At 71.8% G+C, this 21,871-nt stretch carries 11 protein-coding genes and 1 pseudogene; 1 reads left to right on the plus strand and 11 read right to left on the minus strand.

Annotated elements, in window-relative coordinates:
* Nucleotides 1-179 precede the first annotated feature (179 nt).
* Nucleotides 180-1,412 (minus strand): S8 family peptidase, encoded by a 1,233-nt coding sequence (locus tag OG858_RS31835; protein WP_328544209.1) that lies wholly within the window; start codon nt 1,410-1,412, stop codon nt 180-182.
* A gap of 408 nt (nt 1,413-1,820) precedes the next feature.
* On the opposite strand from OG858_RS31835, the gene glgP reads away from it, so the two are divergent.
* Complete coding sequence (glgP, locus tag OG858_RS31840) at nt 1,821-4,481, plus strand: alpha-glucan family phosphorylase (RefSeq protein WP_328544208.1); 2,661 nt, start codon at nt 1,821-1,823, stop codon at nt 4,479-4,481.
* Between the two features lie 185 nt (nt 4,482-4,666).
* Here the strand turns inward: glgP and OG858_RS31845 are convergent, their stop codons facing one another.
* The 10 genes and pseudogenes from OG858_RS31845 to glgX all read right to left on the minus strand — a co-directional run bounded on the left by OG858_RS31845 (nt 4,667) and on the right by glgX (nt 21,822).
* Nucleotides 4,667-5,200, minus strand: coding sequence for a DUF1990 family protein (locus OG858_RS31845; protein WP_319268338.1), 534 nt, complete (start codon nt 5,198-5,200; stop codon nt 4,667-4,669).
* A gap of 83 nt (nt 5,201-5,283) precedes the next feature.
* A complete protein-coding gene (locus OG858_RS31850; RefSeq protein WP_319069508.1) occupies nt 5,284-6,945 on the minus strand; it encodes a M4 family metallopeptidase in 1,662 nt (553 codons plus the stop codon).
* Nucleotides 6,946-7,283: 338 nt separating this feature from the next.
* Entirely contained in the window at nt 7,284-9,368 is a 2,085-nt protein-coding gene (locus OG858_RS31855; RefSeq protein WP_319069507.1) for a M4 family metallopeptidase, read from the minus strand.
* A gap of 302 nt (nt 9,369-9,670) precedes the next feature.
* On the minus strand, nt 9,671-10,957 hold the full coding sequence (locus OG858_RS31860) for a hypothetical protein (RefSeq protein WP_319069505.1): 1,287 nt from the start codon (nt 10,955-10,957) through the stop codon (nt 9,671-9,673).
* A gap of 119 nt (nt 10,958-11,076) precedes the next feature.
* Nucleotides 11,077-12,849: an ABC transporter ATP-binding protein gene (locus tag OG858_RS31865; protein WP_319069503.1), complete on the minus strand. Its 1,773-nt coding sequence runs from the start codon at nt 12,847-12,849 to the stop codon at nt 11,077-11,079.
* Nucleotides 12,846-14,639: an ABC transporter ATP-binding protein gene (locus tag OG858_RS31870; RefSeq protein ID WP_319069500.1), complete on the minus strand. Its 1,794-nt coding sequence runs from the start codon at nt 14,637-14,639 to the stop codon at nt 12,846-12,848. Before OG858_RS31870 ends, OG858_RS31865 begins: the two co-directional genes overlap by 4 nt.
* Nucleotides 14,640-14,778: 139 nt before the next feature.
* Nucleotides 14,779-16,701, minus strand: a complete 1,923-nt coding sequence (locus OG858_RS31875) for an ABC transporter ATP-binding protein (protein WP_319069498.1) — start codon at nt 16,699-16,701, stop codon at nt 14,779-14,781.
* Nucleotides 16,698-18,557, minus strand: coding sequence for an ABC transporter ATP-binding protein (locus tag OG858_RS31880; RefSeq protein ID WP_328544207.1), 1,860 nt, complete (start codon nt 18,555-18,557; stop codon nt 16,698-16,700). The genes OG858_RS31875 and OG858_RS31880 overlap by 4 nt, the downstream gene beginning before the upstream one ends.
* 239 nt (nt 18,558-18,796) lie before the next feature.
* Nucleotides 18,797-19,320 (minus strand): annotated as a pseudogene (locus OG858_RS31885) (twin-arginine translocation pathway signal protein); the annotation flags it as partial.
* Nucleotides 19,321-19,566: 246 nt separating this feature from the next.
* Entirely contained in the window at nt 19,567-21,822 is a 2,256-nt protein-coding gene (glgX, locus tag OG858_RS31890) for a glycogen debranching protein GlgX (protein ID WP_327724925.1), read from the minus strand.
* Between the last annotated feature and the right edge of the window lie 49 nt (nt 21,823-21,871).

The following is a 21,871-nucleotide window of genomic DNA, read 5'->3' on the forward strand; positions in this document are numbered from 1 at the left end:
GTGGGGCCAGCGGGACGTACCGGTGGAGCCTTCCCACACAGTGCGGGTGGGCATTCCGGCACTTTGTTAACTACTCACGCGTATGTCTACACACAAGACCGGCCTCGTCCGAGAGGGGCGAGGCCGGTCACTGTAGTCGCTCTGGGTAAAGAGCCGTTCACCTGTGGTGTTACGGGCTCCTACGAGTTGTCGACGTGGAGAAGCTTGTTCGGGGAGCCCGGATATTTGTCCTTGACCTTGCCTGAAATCGAACGCTCCACCAGCGCCCTGCCCACGTCGGCCGGTGCCGCCCGTGGATGGTCGGCCAGATACAGGGCCGCCGCGCCCGCGGCGTGCGGGGAGGCCATGGACGTACCGGAATGGGTCACCTTCCCGGTGTTGCTCCGGTGGGACGCGGAGGTGATGGACACACCGGGGGCGAACAGGTCAAGACTCGGGCCCCAGTTCGAGAACGTGGCGCGGACGTCCTTCTTGTCGGTGGCGCCGACCGTGATCGCCTGCTTGACGCGGGCGGGCGAGTAGAGGCGCGCGGCGAGGCCGTCGTTGCCCGCGGCGACCGTGTACGTGACCCCGGACGCTATGGAGTTGCGTACGGCCGCGTCGAGCTGGGCGTTGCCGTGCCCGCCCAGGCTCATGTTGGCCACGGCCGGCTTCCTCGCGTGCTTGGTGACCCAGTCGATGCCCGCTATGACCTGGGAGGTCGTCCCCCCGCCCGCGTCGTCGAGCACGCGTACGGCGACGACCTCGGCCTTCTTGGCGACGCCGTAGGCGGTGCCGGCGACGGTGGCCGCGACATGGGTGCCGTGTCCGTTGCCGTCCTGTGCGGTCCGGTCGTTCTGGACGAAGTCCCAGCCGTTGGCGGCCCGGCCGCCGAAGTCCTGGTGCGTGGTCCGGATGCCGGTGTCGATCACGTACACGGTGACGCCCTTGCCCGCCGACTTCGGCCAGGTGTAGCTCTTGTCGAGCGGCAGGTTCGACTGGTCGACGCGGTCCAGGCCCCACGCGGGCGGGTTGGGCTGCCGACGGCCGGACGCGACCTGGCTGCTGTCGTAGGTGACCTTCGTGTCCTGGACGACCGAGGCCACGCGGGGGTCCGCCGCGAGACGCCCGGCCTGTTTCTCGTCGGCCCGCACGGAGTAGCCGTTCAGGGCCGTGCTGTACGTGTGGCGTATTTCCGCCCCGTACTTCGCCGCTATGTCCTTTCCGGCCTTCGACGGGGCCTTCGTTCCCGCCTTGAGGGTCACCAGGTAACTGCCGTTGACGGAACCGGGACCCCCGGCTCCCTGGACGAGCCCCTCCGCGGCGGCCTGTGCGGGCAGGGAAATGGCCGAAAGTGCCGCGGCCGTCATGACCGCGGTGAGCCCTCCCGCCCAGCGCGTCCGCCTGATTCTCGCCTCTGCCGGGTGACGCATGTGTGAGAACCCCCTCCTCGAACCGGCGCACCAACACCAGGGTTCTCCGGAAGCCGGTCGTGGCGGGCTGCCGGAGTGCGCCCGATTCGGCCGAGGTCGGCCGGTACGCCACCGGGCAGCCTCTCGTGCGGTGTGAAGCACCACAAGGCCGCACGGAGGGGTGTAATCGGCCATATCGCCCGTGGGGTACATGTGAAGTTGCGGCGGGGATGCGGCGAATTCAGGACTGAACTCCCCGGGGTGGACTGCCCGGCGGGGCGGCCGGGGTACGGATGCGCCGTAATCGCATACCGAGGGACGCCCCGTGGTTGCCGGGCCCCCGCGCCGCTACCGTCAGGGGGTGACGAACGGCGCACAGCGGAGTGCGTCCCCCGGCCCGTACGTCCTGGCGCGAAGGTGGAACCCTCTGTGAAGGCCATCCGCAGATTCACCGTCCGACCCGTCCTGCCCGAAGCCCTCCATCCGCTCAGCGAGCTGGCGCGCAATCTGCGCTGGTCCTGGCACGCGGAGACCCGTGACCTCTTCCAGTCGGTCGACCCCGAGCGCTGGGCCTCCTCCGGCGGCGACCCCGTGCGCCTGCTCGGCTCCGTCTCCACCCGGCGGCTCGCCGAACTCACCGAGGACCGGCGCTTCCTGCGCCGGCTGACCGCCGCCGCCGACGACCTGCGTGACTACGTCACCGGGGACCGCTGGTACCAGGAGCAGGGGCGGGGGGAGGCGCAAGGGCAGACACGGGCACAGACGTCCGAACTCCCGTCCGCCATCGCCTACTTCTCGCCCGAGTTCGGCATCACGGCCGCGCTGCCGCAGTACTCCGGCGGCCTCGGCATCCTCGCCGGCGACCATCTGAAGGCGGCCAGCGACCTCGGCGTCCCGCTGATCGGCGTCGGGCTGCTCTACCGGCACGGCTACTTCCGGCAGTCCCTGTCCCGGGACGGCTGGCAGCAGGAGCACTACCCGGTGCTCGACCCGAACGAACTGCCCCTGGTGCCGCTCCAGGAGGCCGACGGCTCACCGGCCCAGGTCGGCCTGGCACTGCCCGGCGGACGCCGACTGCACGCCCGGATCTGGCAGGCCCAGGTGGGCCGGGTGCCGCTGCTGCTGCTCGACTCGGACGTCGAGGAGAACGACCTCGGCGAACGCGGCGTGACCGACCGGCTCTACGGCGGCGGCAGCGAACACCGGCTCCTCCAGGAGATGCTGCTCGGCATAGGAGGAGTGCGGGCCGTACGGACGTACTGCCGTCTCACCGGTCACGCCGGGCCCGAGGTCTTCCACACCAACGAGGGTCACGCCGGCTTCCTCGGCCTGGAACGCATCGCCGAACTCCGCGACGAGGGGCTCGACTTCGACGCCGGACTGGAGGCGGTCCGCTCCGGCACGGTCTTCACCACCCACACCCCCGTCCCCGCCGGCATCGACCGCTTCGACCGCGAGCTGGTCGCCCGCCACTTCGGCCCCGACGCCGAACTCCCGCGCATCGACGTGGGCCGCATCCTGGGGCTGGGCATGGAGACGTACGCGGGCGGCGACCCGAACGTCTTCAACATGGCGGTGATGGGGCTGCGGCTCGCCCAGCGCGCCAACGGTGTCTCCCTGTTGCACGGGCAGGTCAGCCGGGAGATGTTCTCGGGACTGTGGCCGGGGTTCGACCCGGACGAGGTGCCGATCACCTCGGTCACCAACGGCGTGCACGCCCCGACCTGGGTGGCCCCGGAAGTCTTCCGCCTCGGCGCCCGGCAGATCGGTGCCGAACGGACCGAGGACGCCATGACGGTCGGCGGCTCGGAGCGCTGGGACGCCGTGGGCGACATCTCCGACCAGGACATCTGGGACCTGCGCCGCGACCTGCGCGAGCAACTGGTCGTGGAGGTACGGGAACGACTGTCCGCCTCCTGGCGCCAACGCGGCGCCGGCACGGCCGAACTGGGCTGGATCGACGGAGTCCTGGACCCTGACGTCCTGACCATCGGCTTCGCACGCCGCGTCCCCTCGTACAAACGTCTGACCCTGATGCTGCGCGACCCCGACCGGCTGATGGAACTGCTGCTCCACCCGGAGCGTCCGGTGCAGATCGTGATCGCGGGCAAGGCGCACCCGGCGGACGACGGCGGGAAGCGCCTGATCCAGGAGCTGGTGCGGTTCGCGGACGACCCGCGCGTCCGCCACCGGATCGTGTTCCTCCCCGACTACGGCATGGCGATGGCCCAGAAGCTGTACCCGGGCTGCGACGTCTGGCTCAACAACCCTCTCCGCCCCCTGGAGGCGTGCGGGACGAGTGGGATGAAGGCGGCGCTGAACGGCTGTCTGAACCTGTCGGTGCTGGACGGCTGGTGGGACGAATGGTTCCGGCCGGACTTCGGCTGGGCGATCCCCACGGCGGACGGTACGGCGACGGACGACGACCGCCGGGACGACCTGGAGGCGTCGGCTCTCTACGAGCTGCTGGAACAGCGGGTCGCCCCGCGGTTCTACGAGCGCGGGCAGGGCGGCCTGCCCGACCGCTGGATCGAGATGGTCCGCGAGACCCTGACGCATCTGGGCCCGAAGGTGCTGGCCGGCCGTATGGTCCGGGAGTACGTCGAGCGCCTGTACGCTCCGGCCGCCCGAGCCCACCGGTCGCTGGTCCCGGACGTGGCCCGGGAACTGTCCGAGTGGAAGGCGCGGGTGCGGGGCGCCTGGCACCGGGTGACCGTGGACCATGTGGAGACCTCGGCGGCTCCGCTCAGTACGGCCGCCGAGCTGGGCGCGACGCTGGTGCTGCGCGTCAGGGTCGGTCTGGGCGAGCTGGTCCCGGACGACGTCGAGGTCCAGGCGGTCTCCGGCCGCGTCGACACCGACGACCGCATCACCGACGCGACGTACGTCCCGCTGAAGCCGACGAGCGGCCCCGACGACGAGGGCCGCTGGGGGTACGAGGGCCCGCTGTCCCTGGACCGCACGGGCTCCTTCGGCTACACGGTCCGCATCCTGCCCGCCCACCGGCTGCTGGCCTCGGCCGCCGAACTGGGGCTGGTGGCGGTGCCGTCGGAGGAGATGGGGGAGCAGGCGGGGGTGTTGCTGCGGTAACGGCTCCTACCGTGACCGCGCCCCGTATGGGCAGTGCCTGTACGGGGCGCGGTCACGGCCCATGGGGGCGCCGGGCAGGTGCCCTCGCGGGTGACATGTGGACATGGGGCACTTCGCGCGGGCGAGGGCAGGGCTCGTCCCATGTCTGTGTCAGCGACCTGCGGCGCTGTGGACTGCGGCCCGGATCACGCCTTCGGGTCCCCCGCCAACCGCCGCAACACCACCCCGCACCGCCGCGCATACGCATGCTGCAACCCCCTCGTCGCCGCCCCGCCCGCCCGTGCGTACCACTTCGCGCCCCGGCTGAAGGCCGTGACCGTCAGCCAGACCGTGCCGTCTCCGGTGCGGTCGACGACGAAGGCCTCCTCGCCGCACTCGGGGTGGCCGGGGAGCGTGCCGTAGGCCCAGCCCTTGCGGCGGGGCTCGTCCACGGTCCACACCACCCGGCACGGGGCCTTGATGACGCCGCCCAGCGTCACCGTCACGTCGACTCCGGGGGCCGCCTCGGGGGCGGAGGCGCGTATGCCTACGCCCAGGGCGCGGTGCATCTCCCAGGTGCGGACGGCGTGCGCGGCCCGGTCGAACACGTCCGTGCCCTCGCCTATGCGGGAGCGGACGTGCATGGGGTTGAAGTCGGGCGGGCAGTGGCCGTCGCGGGTCGCGCCGACCGCGTCGTACGTGAAGGGACCCTCGGGGAGCGGGCCGTTTGTTGCGGGCATGGCGCAAAGCCTAGGGCGGCACCCGGAGTCGCCTTCTCTCCGGGTACCGCCCCAGTCACCTATACCTGCACCACCACGTCAGGTCAGGCGTTGACGTTGACCGCCGCCCACGCCGCGTTCACCGCCGCGTACTCCGTGCTGCCGGAGCCGTAGAGGGAGGACGCCGCGTTCAGGGTCGCCGTGCGGGCGCCCTTGTAGTTGGTCGTCGAGGTCATGTACGTGCTCAGCGCCTTGTACCAGATCTGGACGGCCTTGGCGCGGCCGATGCCGGTGATCGTGGCGCCGTTGGAGGTCGGGGAGTTGTAGCTCACCCCGTTGATGGTCTTGGCGCCGCTGCCCTCGGAGAGGAGGTAGAAGAAGTGGTTCGCCGGGCCCGACGAGTAGTGCACGTCCAGGCTGCCCAGCGACGACGACCAGTAGTTGGCCGAGCTGCCGTCCTTGCTGGGCTGGTCCATGTAGCGCAGCGGGGTGCCGTTGCCGCGGATGTCGACCTTCTCGCCGATGAGGTAGTCGCCGACGTCGGAGGAGTTGGCCGCGTAGAACTCGACGGCCGTGCCGAGGATGTCGGAGGTGGCCTCGTTCAGGCCGCCGGACTCGCCGGAGTAGTTGAGGCCGGCCGTGTTGGAGGTCAGGCCGTGGCTCATCTCGTGGCCGGCCACGTCCAGGGAGGTCAGCGGCTTGATGTTGCCCGCGCCGTCGCCGTACGTCATGCAGAAGCAGCTGTCGTCCCAGAACGCGTTGACGTACGCGTTGCCGTAGTGGACGCGGGAGTAGGCGGCGACGCCGTTGTTCTTGATGCCGTTGCGGCCGAGGACGTTCTTGTAGAAGTCCCAGGTGACCTGGGCGCCGTAGTGGGCGTCCACGGCGGCGTTCTGGTCGGTCGAGGAGCTGGTGACGCTGCCGGTGCCCCAGACGTCGTTGGCGTCGGTGAACAGCGTGCCGGCCGAGGACGACGTGGCGCGGGCCTTGTTGTACGTCTTGTGGTTGCCACGGGTGGCGTCCGTCAGGTTGTACGTCGAGCCCGACAGGGTCGTGCCGATGGTGACCGAGCCGTTGTACTTGCTGTTGCCGGTGCCGGTCTGGATGGCCTCGAACTCGTACAGCTTCTTGCCGGTCTCCGCGTCGGTGATCACGTGGAGCTGCTGCGGGGTGCCGTCGTGCTGGAAGCCGCCGACGACCGTCTCGTAGGCGAGCGCGGGCTTGCCGCTCGCCGCCCAGACGACCTTGCGCGGGGCCTTGTCGGCCTCGGTCTTGGTGGAGCCCTCGGCCTTGGCGGCCTTCAGCGCCTGCTTCTCGGCGGTGGCCTTGGTGACGTCCGCGGTGAGGTCGGAGACCTTGACGGCGGCCTTGGTGGCCTTGGTCACGCTCTTGATGTCGCCGGCCTTGGACTCGTGGACGACCAGGTCGCCGCCGAGGACCGGGAGGTCGCCGAACGTGCGCTCGTAGCGCGTGTGGACCGTGCCGTCCGCGTCCTTGAGGACGTCGCGGACGACCAGTTCCTCCTTGGCGCCCAGGCCTATCTCGTCGGCGGTCTCGGCCGTGGCCGCGTCCGCCTTCTTGATCAGGGCGGTGCGCGCGGCGGGGGTCAGCTTGACCGGGGCACCGGCAGGCTGGGCCTTGTCCGCGACGGGCGCGGGCTGGGCGGTGGCACCGGAGGTCAGCCCGGTGGTCAGCAGCGCACCGGCGGCGACAGCGGTCGCGAGGGCCAGCGTGGTGCTCTTGCGACGCGCGTAGAACGGAGTCACTCATGCTCCTTGGTGGGGGAGACCGAACGGTATGGGGGTGCCGTCCGGCGGAACTGAAGTTACGAGTGCGGCGGTTGGGTGAATCGTGACACCCGGGCGCGTACATGTCAGGAGGGCAAGGTGATGTTGGCCGAAAGTCAACCGTCCTGAAATATTGCCGCTATGTAAAACCGCTTCGAACACGGCAAAGGCGCAGCAAAGCAGGCCCCGGAGAACGGCAAAGCAGCGCCCGGAGAACGGCAAAGAAGGCGCCGCCCCGGGGAGTTGGATCCACCGGGGCGACGCCCTGTCACTTCACGCTCACCTCAGGCCCCGTACATGAAGGGCCGTGGCGCGCCCTACGGGAACGTCAGCTTCCAGCCGCTGATGTGGCCGGTGTCCCGGGCCGCGTTGTCCTGGACCCGCAACTGCCAGACACCGTTCGCGACTTCGGAGGACGCGTTCACGGTGTATGTGGTGTTGAGGTTGTCCGAGCTGCCGCCGGTGCCGTACGCCTTCATGGTGTACGCCGTGCCGTCGGGGGCGACCAGCTGGACCTGGAGGTCACCGACGTAGGTGTGGACGATGTCCACGGCGACCGCGAGGTTCGAGGGGGCGTTGCCGGTCCGGCCGGAGACGGTGATCGGCGAGGTGACCGCCGCGCCGTTGTCCGGAATCGACACGTCGGTCGTGCTCTCGAACGAGGTACCGCCGCCCCCGCCACCGCCGGGCCGCGAGCCCACGTTGATGCCCGCCCACGCGTTCTGCACCGCCGTGTACTCGGCGGACGTGGTGCCGTACAGCTCACCGGTGACCGCGAGCGTGCCGGTGCGGGCCGCCGCGTAGTTGGTCGTCGAGGTGAACTTCGTGGTCAGCGCCTTGAACCAGATCTGCTCCGCCTTGGCGCGGCCGATGCCCGTCACCGGGAGACCGTCCGAGGTGGGCGAGTCGTAGTTGACGCCGTTGATGGTCTTGGCGCCGCTGCCCTCGGAGAGGAGGTAGAAGAAGTGGTTCGCGGGGCCCGACGAGTAGTGCACGTCGATCGAGCCGATGCCCGAGTACCAGGCGTCCTTGGACGAGCCGTCCTTGCTTGGCTTGTCCATGTAGCGCAACGGCGTGCCGTTGCCGTTGATGTTGATCTCCTCGCCGATGAGGTAGTCACCGACGTCGGAGGAGTTCGCCGCGTAGAACTCGACCGTCGAGCCGAAGATGTCCGAGGTGGCCTCGTTCAGACCGCCGGACTCGCCGGAGTAGTTGAGACCGGCTGTGTTGGACGTGAGGCCGTGGGTCATCTCGTGCGCGGCCACGTCGATCGACGTCAGCGGGTTGGCGTTGCCCGAGCCGTCGCCGTACGTCATGCAGAAGCAGGAGTCCTGCCAGAATGCGTTGACGTAGTTGTTGCCGTAGTGCACGCGCGAGTAGGCGCCGACGCCGTCGCCGCGGATGCCGCTGCGGCCGTGCACGTTCTTGTAGTAGTCCCAGGTGAGCGCCGCGCCGTAGTGGGCGTCGGCGCCGGCCGACTCCAGGTTCGACGGGGCGCCGTTGCCCCACACGTCGTCGGGGCCGGAGAACAGGGTCCCGGTGCCGGAGGTGCCGCGGTTGAGGTTGTACGTCTTGTGGCCGCCGCGCGCGCCGTCGGTGAGGTTGTACGTCGAGCCGGACTGCGTGGTGCCGAGGGTCACCTGGCCGCTGTACACCGTGTTGCCGGTGCCGGTCTCGACCGCCTCCCACTCGTACAGCTTCGCGCCGCTGGTGGCGTCGGTGACGACGTGCAGCTCCTGCGGGGTGCCGTCGTGCTGGAAGCCGCCGACGACCGTCTCGTAGGCGAGGACGGGCTTGCCGCTCGCGGCCCAGACGACCTTGCGGGGCGCGCGGTTGATCTCGGGGCTCTTGGCGTCCTCCGCCTTCGCCGCGCCGAGCGCCTGCTTCTCGGCCTTGCCGGTGGTGACGGTGGGCGTCAGCGAGGGGACCTTGATGGTCGCCTTGGTGGCCTTGACGATGCCCTCGGTCTCGCCCGCCTTCGACGTCTCGACGACCAGGTCGCCGCCGAGGACCGGGAGGCCGTCGTACGTCCGCTCGTACCGCGTGTGCACGGTGCCGTCGCGGTCCTTGAGGACGTCACGGACGACGAGCTTCTCCTTCGCGCCGAGGCTCAGCTCCTCGGCCGTCTCCGCCTTCGTCGCGTTGGCCTCGCGTATCAGCTCGGCCCGCTGGGCGGGGGTGAGCTTCATGGAGAGCGCACCCGGGTCGGCCTTGCCCGCAGCCGACGGTGCCTTCTCCGGGGCGGCGGTGGCGGCGCCCGACTGGACGGCCGCGGCCAACAGGGCGGTGACGGCGACGAGCGCGCCGGCGGCCGCGCGCCGACGAGGGCTGCGGCCGAAGGTGTTACCGGTGTGGGAGGTGCGTCTGTGGGACTGGCGTCTCAACACTGACTCCTTCTGCATGGCCGCGGTTCGCGCGGCCAGGGGAGACCGGACGGCTGGTGGCCGCCCGGGCAGAACAAGGTGAGAACTGGTGAACGCTTAACCACATGCGTGGGGGGTGCTTCGCGGCACGGCCGGACCTTCTTGTGAGGTTGCTGTGTCGCGGTTGTGGGCAGAGTGGCAGGAGACTGCGGGTCCTGTCAGGAGCGCGTCAAGAAGTTGGCCGGAAATGGTCCGTTGCCCGGTTGGTCATGTTCGTTATACGGACTGTTCGCCGTGGGCCACTTGAAGCGTTCCGGTGCGTACGGTTTCCTGCACTTCTTTCAGCCGAGGCCCAGTTCGTGGCGCCACCGCCACGTCAGCGCGAGGCAGGTGCGGCCCGCCGCGAGGGTGCCCGGGTGGGTCGCGTAGCCCTGGACGTTCTCCTCGGTGAAGGGGATGCCCTGATAGGCCGTGCCGGTGCGGCTGCCGACGACAAGGACGCCCTCCTCGTTGCGTTCGCCCATCGCCGCGAAGATCTCGTCGAAGGCGGGCGCGTCCCACACACAGACCAGGCAGATCTCGGGCTTCCAGGGCAGCGGGTCCAGCCCCAGCCCGAGGAAGCGCACGCGGGCCCGGCCCTCGCGCACGGCCCGCTGGAAGTCCGCGTACGGCTGGTCACGCTCGTAGTCGATCGTCACGCCGCCGTCGCCGGTGGCGTCGGCCGCGCCCAGGAATTCCTCCGCGTACTCGCGCATCGTGTTGCGCCACAGGTCGAGGTCGGACCGCCAGACGGGCAGGGCGTCCGTATGCGGCTGGAACTCCCCGGCCGGGACGACGTGCGTGATGCCCGTGGCCACGGCGACCTTGCCCGCCTCACGCCGGTGCAGGAAGAAGTACGGCCGGCCCTCCTCGACCCGGATCGTCAGGGTGCTGACTCCCGGGAGCGCGGCCCGTGCGCCCAGCGCGAAGGGGCTGCCCAGCCTGCGCCGGTAGGGCCCGGCCGACGGCCTGCCCCCACCCTTGCCCCTGCCGCGCAGATCGCGCAGCGCCGCCTCGTACGCGAGAGCCTCGCCGGTGTCCAGGCCGTCGAAGTAGCGGCTGAGGGAGAAGGTCAGGTCGAGCCCGGCCTCCGGGGCGTCCGCCGGCGGGGCGGCGACCTCCAGCAGGCGGTACGAGGGGCCGTTGAACCAGACGGCGGGGCGGTCGTACGCCTCGATCGCCGCCGAGTAGGCGGTCAGTCGGCCGGTGCGCTCGCCGCGCGGCCAGTAGCGGTGCAGCGTCGCGCGGGAACCGTTCAGCCGCTCCTCGGGGCGCGCCTCGCGCAACGTCATCCGGATGGCGTCCAGGGGCAGCGGCCGGGGCGGGATCCAGCCGGGCCGGGTCAGCAGGGGCAACTCCGGGTACGCGCGGTGCTCCGCCTGGACGCCGTGGCACGCCGTCGTCAACTCCGGCCGCCGGACCCGTAGATGCTGCCGGGTGCGGACGAACAGCGCGACACTCCGTTCCCGGCTCGCCAGCCGCTGCGGCGCGTACGCGAGCACCGCCGCCACGACCGTCACCAGCAGACCGGCAACCGCGAGCACGGTCTCCAACTCCATGACGTCCCCCGTCAGATCGGCCTTGATCATTCAACCAGGAGAAGGGAGCGGGGTGCAGTCCGTCGGGGGCCGAAACACCTGCGGCGGGGCCGTTCGTCTCGTCGCTGTCACCGCCAGGCCCCCTCTCACCGTCGGCGCGGTGGATGCCGTCAGGCCGCCCCCTCCCCGTGCCACCTCTGCCACAGCGCCGCGTACGCGCCCTTCGCCGCCACCAGCTCCTCGTGTGTGCCGAGTTCGGTGAGCAGACCGTCCTCCATGACGGCCACACGGTCCGCGTCGTGGGCCGTGTGGAGGCGGTGGGCGATGGCGATGACCGTGCGGCCGTGGAGGACGGCGGCGAGGGCGCGCTCGGTGTGACGGGCGGTGGTGGGGTCGAGGAGGGCGGTGGCCTCGTCGAGGATGAGGGTGTGGGGGTCGGCGAGGACCACGCGGGCGAGGGCGAGCTGCTGGGCCTGGGGGCCGTCGGTGCGGCGACCGCCCTCACCGAGGCGGGTGCCGAGACCGTCGGGGAGGTCGCGGACCCAGTGGTCCGCGCCCACGGCCGTCAGCGCCGTCCACAACTCCTCGTCCGTGGCCGCCGGTTCGGCGATCAGGAGGTTGTCGCGAACCGTGCCCAGGAAGACGTGGTGCTCCTGGGTGACGAGGACGACCTGGCGGCGCAGACGTTCGGGCCCGAGATCGACGACGGGGACACCGCCGACCGTCACCGTGCCCTCGGTCGGCGCGTCGATGCCGGCCAGGAGGCGGCTCAAGGTCGTCTTGCCGGCGCCGGACGGGCCCACCACCGCGAGCCGTTCGCCCGGCCGCACGGTCAGGTCCACACCGCGCAGCACCTCACCGCCCCGCTCGTAGGCGTAACGGACCCCGGTCACGTCGATGCGGTCGTCCGCCGGTTCCGGGGTGTCGGCGGCGGCGACACGCGGGGCACCGGCCAACCCCTCCACCCGGGCGAACGAGGCGCCGCTGCTCTGCAGCAGCTCCACCCGCATCAGGATCTCGTCGAGCGGGCCGCTCAGCTGCTGCAGATACAGGGCCGCCGCCACCACCGCGCCCAGGCTGACCGAACCGCGCGCGAGCAGCACCCCGCCGACGAGGAGGACGAGCACCTGGGGCACGAAGTACGAGACCTCCACGCCCGGGAAGAACACCGTGCGCAGGAACAGGGTGTGGAACCGGCGCCGCCGGGACACCTCCAGCGCGTCCCGGCTCGCGGTGGTCCGCCGCCGCTCCAGCCGCAGCGCCTCGACCGTACGGGCCCCGGACGCGGTCGCCGCGACGATCTCCGCGACCTCGGAACCGGCCGCGCCCTCCGCGAGATAGCCGGTACGCGCCCGGCGCAGATACCAGCGCAGCACCACCCCGATACCGACCAGACCGGACAGCGCGCACACGCCGAGCAGCGGATCCAGCGCGAACACCGCGCCGATCAGGAACACCGCCTGCACCGAGCTGATCAGCAGCTCCGGACCCACGTCCCGCAGCGTCCTGCCGACCGCGTCCACGTCCGCCGTGCCGCGCGCCGTCAGATCACCGGTCCCCGCCCGCTCCACGACCGACGCCGGCAACGCCAGCGTCCGGTCCACGAACTCCTCGCGCACCCGCGCCAGCGTCCGCTCCCCGAACCGGTGCCCCACGAACCGGGCCCAGCGCGCCAGCAGCAACTGCGCCACCGCGCACAGCAGGATCACCGCCGCCAGCCGGTCCACCGCTGCGACGCCACCCCCGCCGCGCACCTCGTCGATGATCCGCCCAAGCAGCCACGGCCCGGCCAGCCCCATCGCGGCCGCCGCCCCGTTCAGCCCCAGTACGGCGAGGAACGCCCGCCCGTCCGCCCGCACCAGCCGTACGGTGGCCCGCCGTACTGCGACCGCCTCCGCGACGGGCAGCCGGCCCGAGGCGGGGGGTGTGAGTTCCGTGGTCACCGTGCGACCTCCTCGACCGTGCTCTCGGTCGGGTCCGCTTCCTGGCCCGAACCGTCTTCCTGCCCCGTGGCGTCTTCCTCCCCGGGACCGTCTTCCTCTCCCGCGTCCCGCGCCACCAGCGCCCGGTATCCCGCCTCGCCCGCGAGGAGTTCGCGGTGGGTGCCGACGGCCGCGACCTTGCCCTCGACCAGGTGGAGGACGGTGTCCGCGTGGTCCAGGACGAGGGGCGAGGTGGTGGTGACCAGGGTCGTACGTCCCTCGCGGGCGGCCCGCAGCCGCTGGGCGACCCGTGCCTCGGTGTGGGCGTCGAGCGCCGAGGTCGGCTCGACGGCGAGCAGGATCTCGGGGTCGGCCACCAGCGCCCGCGCCAGCCGTACGCGTTGGCGCTGCCCGCCGGAGAGGTTGCGGCCCCGGGCGTCGATCGCCGAGTCGAGGCCGTCCGACAGGCCCTGCACGATGTCCTCGGCCACGGCCGCGCGCAGCGCCCGCGCGGCCGTCGCGTCGTCGACGTCGCCGTGTCCGCCGAGCAGGTCGCGCAGCCGGCCCGCGAACAGGTCGGCCTCGTGGTCGGCGACCAGGATCCGCGCGCGGACCTGCGCCAGCGGGATCGCGTCGAGCGGGGTCCTGCCCCAGGTCGCCGCGGTCGGCGCGTACCGGCCGAGCCGGTCCACCACGGCCGCCGCCTCGGCCGGCCGGTCGGCGGCCAGCGCGACCAGCCGCCCCGGCGGCACCCGTACACCCGACTCGGGGTCGTGCAGCGCCGAGGGCTCGGCGGGCGCGTCCGTGGTGCCGTGGTCCGGCAGCGGCTCCAGGGTCACGAACCGGATGACGCGCCGCGCGGCCACCACCCCGCGGCTCACCTCGTACCCCCAGGCGACGAAGTACGACACCGGCCGCACCAGCACGGTGACGTACCCGTACACCGCCACCAACTCGCCCACGGTGATGGCCCCCTGGGCGGCGAGCCGGGCCGCCAGCCAGGTCACCACCGCGAGGAACAGCGTCGGCAGCCCGACCCCGAGCGCCTGCATCCAGCTGGTCACCGCCCCCACCCGGTACCCCTGCGCCCGCAGCCGCTGCGAGTCCCGGTGGAACGCGTCGGCGACCAGCCCCTTGCCGCCGAGCCCGTTGAGGACGCGCAGCCCGCCCGCGAGGTCCGCGATCCGCGCGGTCAGCACGCCCTGCCGCTCCCGGTACTCCGTCTCCGTGCCCTGCAGCCGCCGCATCAACGGGCCCACGATCACGACCATCAGCGGCATCCCGAGCAGGACGACCGCGGCGATGGGCAGGGAGACCGACACGAGCAGCCCGGCGACCACCAGATACGCGGCGAACGCGCCGACCCCCGGGCCGATGACCGTCAGCGAGGAGGAGATCGTGTTGACGTCTCCCACGCCGATCGTGACGACCTCCCCGGCGCCGACGCGACGCGGCAGCGCCGCCCCCAGCCGGACCGCGTGCGCCACCACGACCTTCACCGTGCGGAAGTTGGCGTCCATCCGCACCCGGGTCATCGTGCGGTGGCGCATGACGCTCAGCCAGGCGTTGAAGGCGCCGACGCCGAAGAGCGCGGCGGTCCAGCCGGCGAGTGCCGGATGGTCGCCGGGTTCGAGTCCTTCGTCGATCGCCCGGGAGAGGAGGTACGGGGTCGCCGCGAGCAGGATCATCCACACACAGGAGATCAGGGAGCCGAGTGCGGAGCGGCCTGCCTGCTGTCTGACCAGCCACCACAGGTAGCGGCTGCCGCTGCGGCAGTCGGGTGTGCCGGGGTCCTCGTGCGCGTTGATCATGGGCCCCCGATTCTCGTGTGGGACGGGTCGTGGTTCGGCTGCGGGTGGTGGGGCTGGTCGCGCCCACGTGGCCGGCCGCATGGTGATACAGCCCCGCGCTCCTCAAGAGGGCTTCGCCCTTCTCACGGGGCGCGGTTCGTCACGCCAGGCTGTCCCTCCACGCCCGGTGCAGGTCCGCGAAACGGCCCGTGCCCGCGATCAGGTCCGCCGGGGTGCCGTCCTCGACGATGTGGCCGTGTTCCATCACGAGCACCCGGTCGGCGATCTCGACCGTGGAGAGGCGGTGGGCGATCACCACGGCCGTACGGCCGCGCAGCACCGTGGACATGGCGCGCTGGACCGCCCGTTCGCCGGGGACGTCGAGGGAGCTGGTCGCCTCGTCCAGGATGAGGACGGCCGGATCGGCGAGCAACGCCCGTGCGAAGGCGACGAGTTGACGCTGACCGGCGGAGATTCGGCCACCGCGCTTGCGTACGTCGGTGTCGTAGCCGTCGGGCAGGGCGGTGATGAAGTCGTGGGCGCCGATGGCCTTGGCGGCGTGCTCGATGTCCTCGCGCGTGGCGTCGGGGCGGCCGATGGAGATGTTCTCGGCGACCGTGCCGGAGAACAGGAACGACTCCTGGGTCACCATGATCACCCCGCGCCGCAGCTCGGGCACCGGGAGGTCGCGCAGGTCGACGCCGTCGAGGAGGACCCGCCCGGACGAGGGGTCGTAGAAGCGGGCCACCAGCTTGGCGAGGGTCGACTTGCCGGCGCCGGTGGAACCGACCACCGCCACCGTGCTGCCCGCCGCCAGGGTGAGGTCGAAGCGGGGCAGGACCTCGCCGCCGGTGCGGTACGCGAACCGCACGTCGTCGAACACGACCTCGCGGCCCGGGAGTTCGCAGGCCGCCGCCGGCAGCTCCTTCGGCTCGGCGGGCTCCGGGACCGACGGGGCCTGGGCCAGCAGGCCCGCGATCTTCTCCAGCGAGGCCGCCGCCGACTGGTACGAGTTGAGGAACATGCCGAGCCGGTCGATCGGGTCGTACAGCCGCCGCAGATACAGCACAGCCGCCGCCAGCACACCCAGCGCCAGAGTCTGGGACGCCACCCGGTACGCGCCCCACAGCACGATCGCCGCGACCGTGATGTTGGCGACGACACGGGAACAGACCACATAGCGGGCCATCTCCAGGATCGCGTCGCCGTTCTTGCGCTCGTGGTGCCGGTTCAGGGCACCGAACTCCGTGTCGTTCGCGGCCTCCCGGCGGAACGCCCGCACCGGCCGGATGCCGTTCATCGTCTCCGCGAACTTCACGATCACCGCGGCGATCGCGCTGGACCGGGCCGTGTAGACGCTCGCCGCGCGCCGCCGGTACGTCCGCACGAACCCGTACAGCGGCACGAACGACGCCAGCGCCGCCGCGCCCAGCCCCAGGTCCAGCCAGAGCAGCATCGCCGAGATGTAGACGAAGGCGAGGATCACACCGATGAGTTCCTGCAGCCCCTCGTTGAGCAGTTCGCGCAGTGACTCGACGTCCGTGGTGGACCGGGAGATGAGCCGGCCCGAGGTGTACCGCTCGTGGAAGTCGATGCTCAGCGCCTGCGCGTGCCGGAAGATCCGGCCCCGCAGATCCAGCAGCACGTCCTGGTTCACCCGCGCGGACGCCCCGATGAACGCGTACTGCAGCCCGCCGGCCGCCAGCGCGCACAGCAGATACCCGACACCCACCGCGATCAGCGGCCCGTGCCGGCCGTCCCGGAGCGCCGGTACGGCACTGTCGATGGCGTACGCCACCAGCAGCGGGCCCGCCTGCACCGCCGCCTGCTGGAGCAGGAGCAGCATGCTCGCCATGACCACCCGGGCCCTCATCGGCGCGAGCAGGGAGCGCAGCAGGGCGAGGGTGGCGCCCGGGGGAGTGGGGAGGTCGTCGTGGTCGAACGGGTCGCCGGCGGACGCCCGGTGCGCGGCGGCCGGCCGGTCGCCGCCGGGCGGCTTCGCCAAGGACGTCGCCCTGCCGGACTCGCCGTTCGACTCCTCGTCCGGGTCCTTGTCCGGCGCGGTGGTCATGGGCGCCGTCATCGCTCGTCCCCCTCGGTTCCGGACATCAGATGGGCGTACTCCGTGTTCGTGTGCAGCAGTTCCTGGTGGGTGCCCACCGCTGTGACACGCCCGCCCGAGAGCAGGGCCACGCGGTCGGCGAGCAGCACCGTCGACGGGCGGTGCGCCACGATCAGCGCGGTCGTCTCCGCGAGCACACGGCGCAGTGCGGCCTCCACCGCGGCCTCCGTGTGCACGTCCAGCGCCGACAGCGGGTCGTCCAGCACGAGGAAGCGGGGGCGGCCGACCACCGCCCGCGCCAGTGCGAGGCGCTGCCGCTGGCCGCCGGAGAGGCTGAGGCCCTGCTCGCCGACCTGGGTGCCGGTGCCCTGGGGGAGCGCGTGGGCGAACTCCGCCTGCGCGATGGCCAGGGCGCGGTCCAGTTCGGGTTCACCCGCGTCCGGCGGGGCGCCCATGAGGACGTTCTCGCCGATGGTCGCCGAGAAGAGGGTGGGTTCCTCGAAGGCCACCGCCACCTTCGCCCGCAGTTCCTCACGAGACATCTCGGTGATGTCCTCGCCGTCCAGCGTGATGCGGCCGGACGTCACCTCGTGCAGGCGGGGAACGAGAGCGGTGAGGGTGGTCTTCCCGGAGCCGGTGGCGCCGACCAGGGCCATGGACTCGCCGGGGCGGATGTGCAGGTCGATGCGGTCGAGGGTGGGGGCGCTGCCGGGGGCGGCGTCGGGATAGCGGAAGGTGACGTCGTGGAACCTCAGTCCGCTGCCCACGGCGGGGGCGGCGGGGGCGTCGGCCCGCGTCGTCGACTCCGGCTTCTCGTCCATCACCTCGAAATACCGCTCCGTCGCCGTCGCCGCCTCCTGGCTCATCGCCAGCAGGAAGCCGATCGAGTCGACGGGCCAGCGCAGCGCGAGGGCGGTGGAGAGGAAGGCGACCAGCGTGCCCGCCGACAGTTCACCGTCCGCGACCTGGACGGCGCCGAGGACCAGCGCCGCGCCGATGGCCAGTTCGGGGAGCGTGATGATGACGCCCCAGATCGCCGACAGGAGGCGGGCCTTGCGCAACTCCGTTCCCCGCAGGGTCCGCGACAGCTCGCGGAACGCGCGGGCCTGGCTGCGGTGCCGGCCGAACCCCTTGATGATGCGGATCCCGAGGACACTCTCCTCGACGACCGTGGTGAGGTCGCCCACCTGGTCCTGCGCGAGGCGCGCGACCTTGGCGTACTTCCTCTCGAAGAGGACGCAGGTGACGATCACGGGGACGACGGGCCCGAGGATGACGAGCCCGAGGGTCCAGTCCTGGATCAGCATGATGGTGACGCCGACCACGATGGTCACCGCGTTGACCAGCAGGAACGTCAGCGGGAAGGCGAGGAACATCCGCAGCAGCATCAGGTCGGTCGTGCCGCGCGAGAGCAGCTGCCCGGAGGCCCAGCGGTCGTGGAAGGCGACCGGGAGGCGCTGCAGATGCCGGTAGAGATCCGCGCGCATCGACGCCTCGACACCGGCCAGGGGCCGCGCCACGAGCCAGCGCCGCAACCCGAACAGCAGCGCCTCGGTGAGGCCGAGCAGCAGCAGGTACAGCGCCCCGAGCCACACGCCCGCCGGGTCCCGGTCGGCGATCGGCCCGTCCACCATCCACTTCAGGACGAGCGGGATGAACAGGCCCACGCACGAGGCGACTATCGCGACGAACGCGGCGACGGACAGCCGCGCCCGCACGGGCCGCACGTACGGCCACAGCCGCAGCAGCGTGCGTACGGCGGACCGCCCCTCGGCCCTCCCGGGTGCCTCGGCCCTCGCGGGCTCCTCGGGCGGCGCGGCGGTCTCGGGTTCCTCGGTCGGGTCGGGTTCCTCGGCGGTTGCACGTGTCGTGGGCATCAGCAGCGAGCCTACGGATCGGCACTGACATCGCCCACCGAGTTTTGGCCGGACCGCGGTCGGTCGTAAGACCTACGGCCTGCCTGGGCGCGAGGGCATAGCGGCAGATCAGAGGGGCCGTAGCCGCACATCGACCGATCGGCGGACGTCCGTTCGAGCGTGACGGCCGATGTGCGCGCGCGGGCTCCGCCGGGATTCTCGACACACGCCACACAGGTCGTCCACACCCGTCATCGAGGTCACCGGCCTCCGCTCCCGATCTTCCTCCAAGGGTGGGCCCAGGCGGCCGGATACGGCAGCAGACCGGCCGCGACGCTCTCCCACACGGTCCCCGGTTCGGTGAGCAGCTCCGGTTCGTCGGGGGCGAGGTCGGCCTGTTCGCGGGAGTCGGCGGCCAGGTTGTACAGGTGGTCCGCCCCCGCGGCGTCCCGGTAGTACTTCCAGTCGCCCCGCCGGAGCGCCCGGTCGGCCCGGACCCGCCAGAACAGCTCGCGCTCGGGCACGTCCTCGCCGCGCAGCAGGTGGCCCGCCCGACCCGTGGCGTCCAGCGGGTACGCCGCCTCCGGCCGGGCGCCGCCCAGTTCCACGAGGGGCGCCGTCCAGTCGGGGGTGAGAACCGGCTCGTGGCTGACCTGACGCCCGTCGATCCGGGCGGGCCGGCGCAGCATCGTCGGCACCCGGATGCCGCCCTCCAGCAGCACGAACCTCTCGCCGCCGGGGGCCAGTCGTAGGAGTAGCGCTCGCCGCCGTTGTCGCTGAGGAAGTTGGGACGCCTGCCGGTGGCCGTGGCGGGCGTCGCCTCGAAGGGGCGTTCGGGGGTGGCGGCCTCGGCGGCCTCTGCGGTGGCGGCCGTACCGGCGACGGGAGTCACCGCACCGCCACCGACGAGACCACCGAGGGCACGACGGGACATCTCGGGCATGCGATCGAGTCTGATCAGTCGGCAGCCCCTTCTGGCCAGGAATCCGGCGCGGAGTTCATGGACCTGCCACAGGCCCGAAACGTCGCCTCAGCCGATCACCCGGAGCAACAGCACACACCGCGCCGGCACCGTCACCGCCTCCCCGGCCCGGTGCACCACCCCCGGCCCCTCCACCTGCTCCTCCCGTGACGTGTCGACGACCACCTCGTACCGCTGCGCCCACGGTGTCCCCGGCAGGACGAAGCTCACCGGGCGGTCGCCGGCGTGCAGGACGGTGAGGAAGCTGTCGTCGACGATCGGGGTGCCCCGGGCGTCGCGGCCGGGGATGTCGCGTCCGGAGAGGTACATGCCGAGGGTCGCGGCCGGCGCGTACCAGTCCCGTTCGGTCATCTCGGTGCCGCGTGCCGTGAACCAGGCCAGGTCCCGCAGCCCGTCCGCCGAGTGGGCCCGGCCGGAGAAGAAGGCCCGGCGGCGCAGCACGGGGTGGTCGTGGCGGAGGGCGATCAGGCGGGCCGTCAGGTCGAAGAGGGCCTTCCAGGCGGGGTCCTCCAGGAGGCTCCAGTCGAGCCAGCTGATCTCGTTGTCCTGGCAGTACGCGTTGTTGTTGCCGCCCTGGGTGCGGCCCAGCTCGTCCCCGGCGACCAGCATCGGCACGCCCGTGGACAGCAGCAGCGTCGTCAGCAGGTTCCGCAACTGCCGCCGCCGCAGGGCCCGTACACGCTCGTCGTCCGTCTCGCCCTCGGTACCGCAGTTCCAGGAGCGGTTGTCGTCCGAGCCGTCCCGGTTGCCCTCCCCGTTCGCCTCGTTGTGCTTGCGCTCGTACGACACGAGGTCCCGCAGCGTGAAACCGTCGTGCGCGGTGATGAAGTTGACCGACGCGTACGGCCGCCGCCCGCCCCACGCGTACAGGTCGCTCGACCCCGACAGCCGGTACCCCAGATCCCGCACATCGGGCAGCGCACCCCGCCAGAAGTCCCGGACGGCGCCCCGGTAGCGGTCGTTCCACTCCGTCCACAGGGGCGGGAAGGCGCCGACCTGGTAGCCGCCCGAGCCCACGTCCCACGGTTCGGCGATCAGCTTCACCCGCCGCAGCACGGGGTCCTGGGCGATGACGGCGAGAAACGGGGACAGCATGTCGACGTCGTGCATCGAGCGCGCGAGCGCGGCGGCCAGGTCGAAGCGGAAGCCGTCCACGCCCATCTCCGTCACCCAGTACCGCAGCGAGTCGGTGATCAGGCGCAGGACATGGGGCTGGACCACGTGCAGGGTGTTCCCGCAGCCCGAGTAGTCCGCGTACCGGCGGGCATCGCTCTGCAGCCGGTAGTAGCCCCGGTTGTCGATGCCGCGCAGCGACAGGCTCGGGCCGCGCTCGTCGGCCTCGGCCGTGTGGTTGTAGACCACGTCGAGAACGACCTCGATCCCGGCGGCGTGCAGCGCCCGCACCATCCGCTTGAACTCCCCGACCTGCTGCCCCGTCGTGCCCGACGAGGCGTACGCCGCGTGCGGGGCGAAGTAGCCGATGGAGTTGTAGCCCCAGTAGTTGCGCATGCCCCGGCGCAGCAGATGGTCCTCGTGGGCGAACTGGTGCACGGGCAGCAGCTCCACCGCCGTCACGCCCAGCTTCACCAGGTGCTCGATCGCGGCGGGGTGCGCGAGCCCGGCGTAGGTGCCGCGCAGTTCCTCGGGGATGCCCGGGTGGGTCATGGTGAAGCCGCGTACATGGAGCTCGTAGATGACCGAGTCCGCCCACGGGGTCTTCGGCCGGCGGTCGTCGGCCCAGTCGTCGTCGTCGTGGACGACGACACCCTTCGGGACGTGCGGCGCCGAGTCCCGCTCGTCGCGCACGGTGTCCGCGACATGCTGCTCGGGCCAGTCCCGGACATGCGCGTACACCTCAGGCGGCAGTCCGAACTCGCCGTCCACGGCCCGCGCGTACGGGTCGAGGAGGAGCTTCGCCGGGTTCCAGCGGGCGCCGGTCCACGGGTCCCAGCGGCCGTGCACGCGATAGCCGTACCGCTGCCCGGGGCGGACGCCGGGCACGAAACCGTGCCAGATCTCATGGGTCAGCTCGGCCAGTCTCAGCCGGGTCTCCTCACCCGCTTCGGAGAACAGGCACAGCTCGACGGCCTCCGCCCCGCCCGCCCACAGCGCGAAGTTGGTGCCCGCGACCCCGTCGGGGCCCACCCGGAACCGCGCGCCGAGCGGCGTCGACGCCCCCGGCCACACGGGCCTCGTCTCCGGCGCCGGCTCATCGCGCCGACCGCCGTTCAGCACGGTGGCCGGACGCGCGGCCGGTACCCCGCGCGTCCCCCGCACTTCCTCCTGCTCGGCTGCGCTCGACACCTCAGGCCTCCCGCGGCTCGGTGGGGCGACGGAAACGGGGAGCCGGCCG

Origin of the sequence: Streptomyces europaeiscabiei (assembly GCF_036346855.1) — a bacterium.
Lineage (GTDB): Bacteria > Actinomycetota > Actinomycetes > Streptomycetales > Streptomycetaceae > Streptomyces > Streptomyces europaeiscabiei.

What these genes read in the sequence shown, in the direction of transcription:
- OG858_RS31835 (WP_328544209.1), bottom strand. Translation starts at nt 1,412, where the DNA reads ATGCGTCACCCGGCAGAGGCGAGAATCAGGCGGACGCGCTGGGCGGGA.
- OG858_RS31845 (WP_319268338.1), bottom strand. Translation starts at nt 5,200, where the DNA reads ATGCCCGCAACAAACGGCCCGCTCCCCGAGGGTCCCTTCACGTACGAC.
- OG858_RS31855 (WP_319069507.1), bottom strand. Translation starts at nt 9,368, where the DNA reads ATGCAGAAGGAGTCAGTGTTGAGACGCCAGTCCCACAGACGCACCTCC.
- OG858_RS31860 (WP_319069505.1), bottom strand. Translation starts at nt 10,957, where the DNA reads ATGATCAAGGCCGATCTGACGGGGGACGTCATGGAGTTGGAGACCGTG.
- OG858_RS31870 (WP_319069500.1), bottom strand. Translation starts at nt 14,639, where the DNA reads ATGATCAACGCGCACGAGGACCCCGGCACACCCGACTGCCGCAGCGGC.
- OG858_RS31875 (WP_319069498.1), bottom strand. Translation starts at nt 16,701, where the DNA reads ATGACGGCGCCCATGACCACCGCGCCGGACAAGGACCCGGACGAGGAG.
- OG858_RS31880 (WP_328544207.1), bottom strand. Translation starts at nt 18,557, where the DNA reads ATGCCCACGACACGTGCAACCGCCGAGGAACCCGACCCGACCGAGGAA.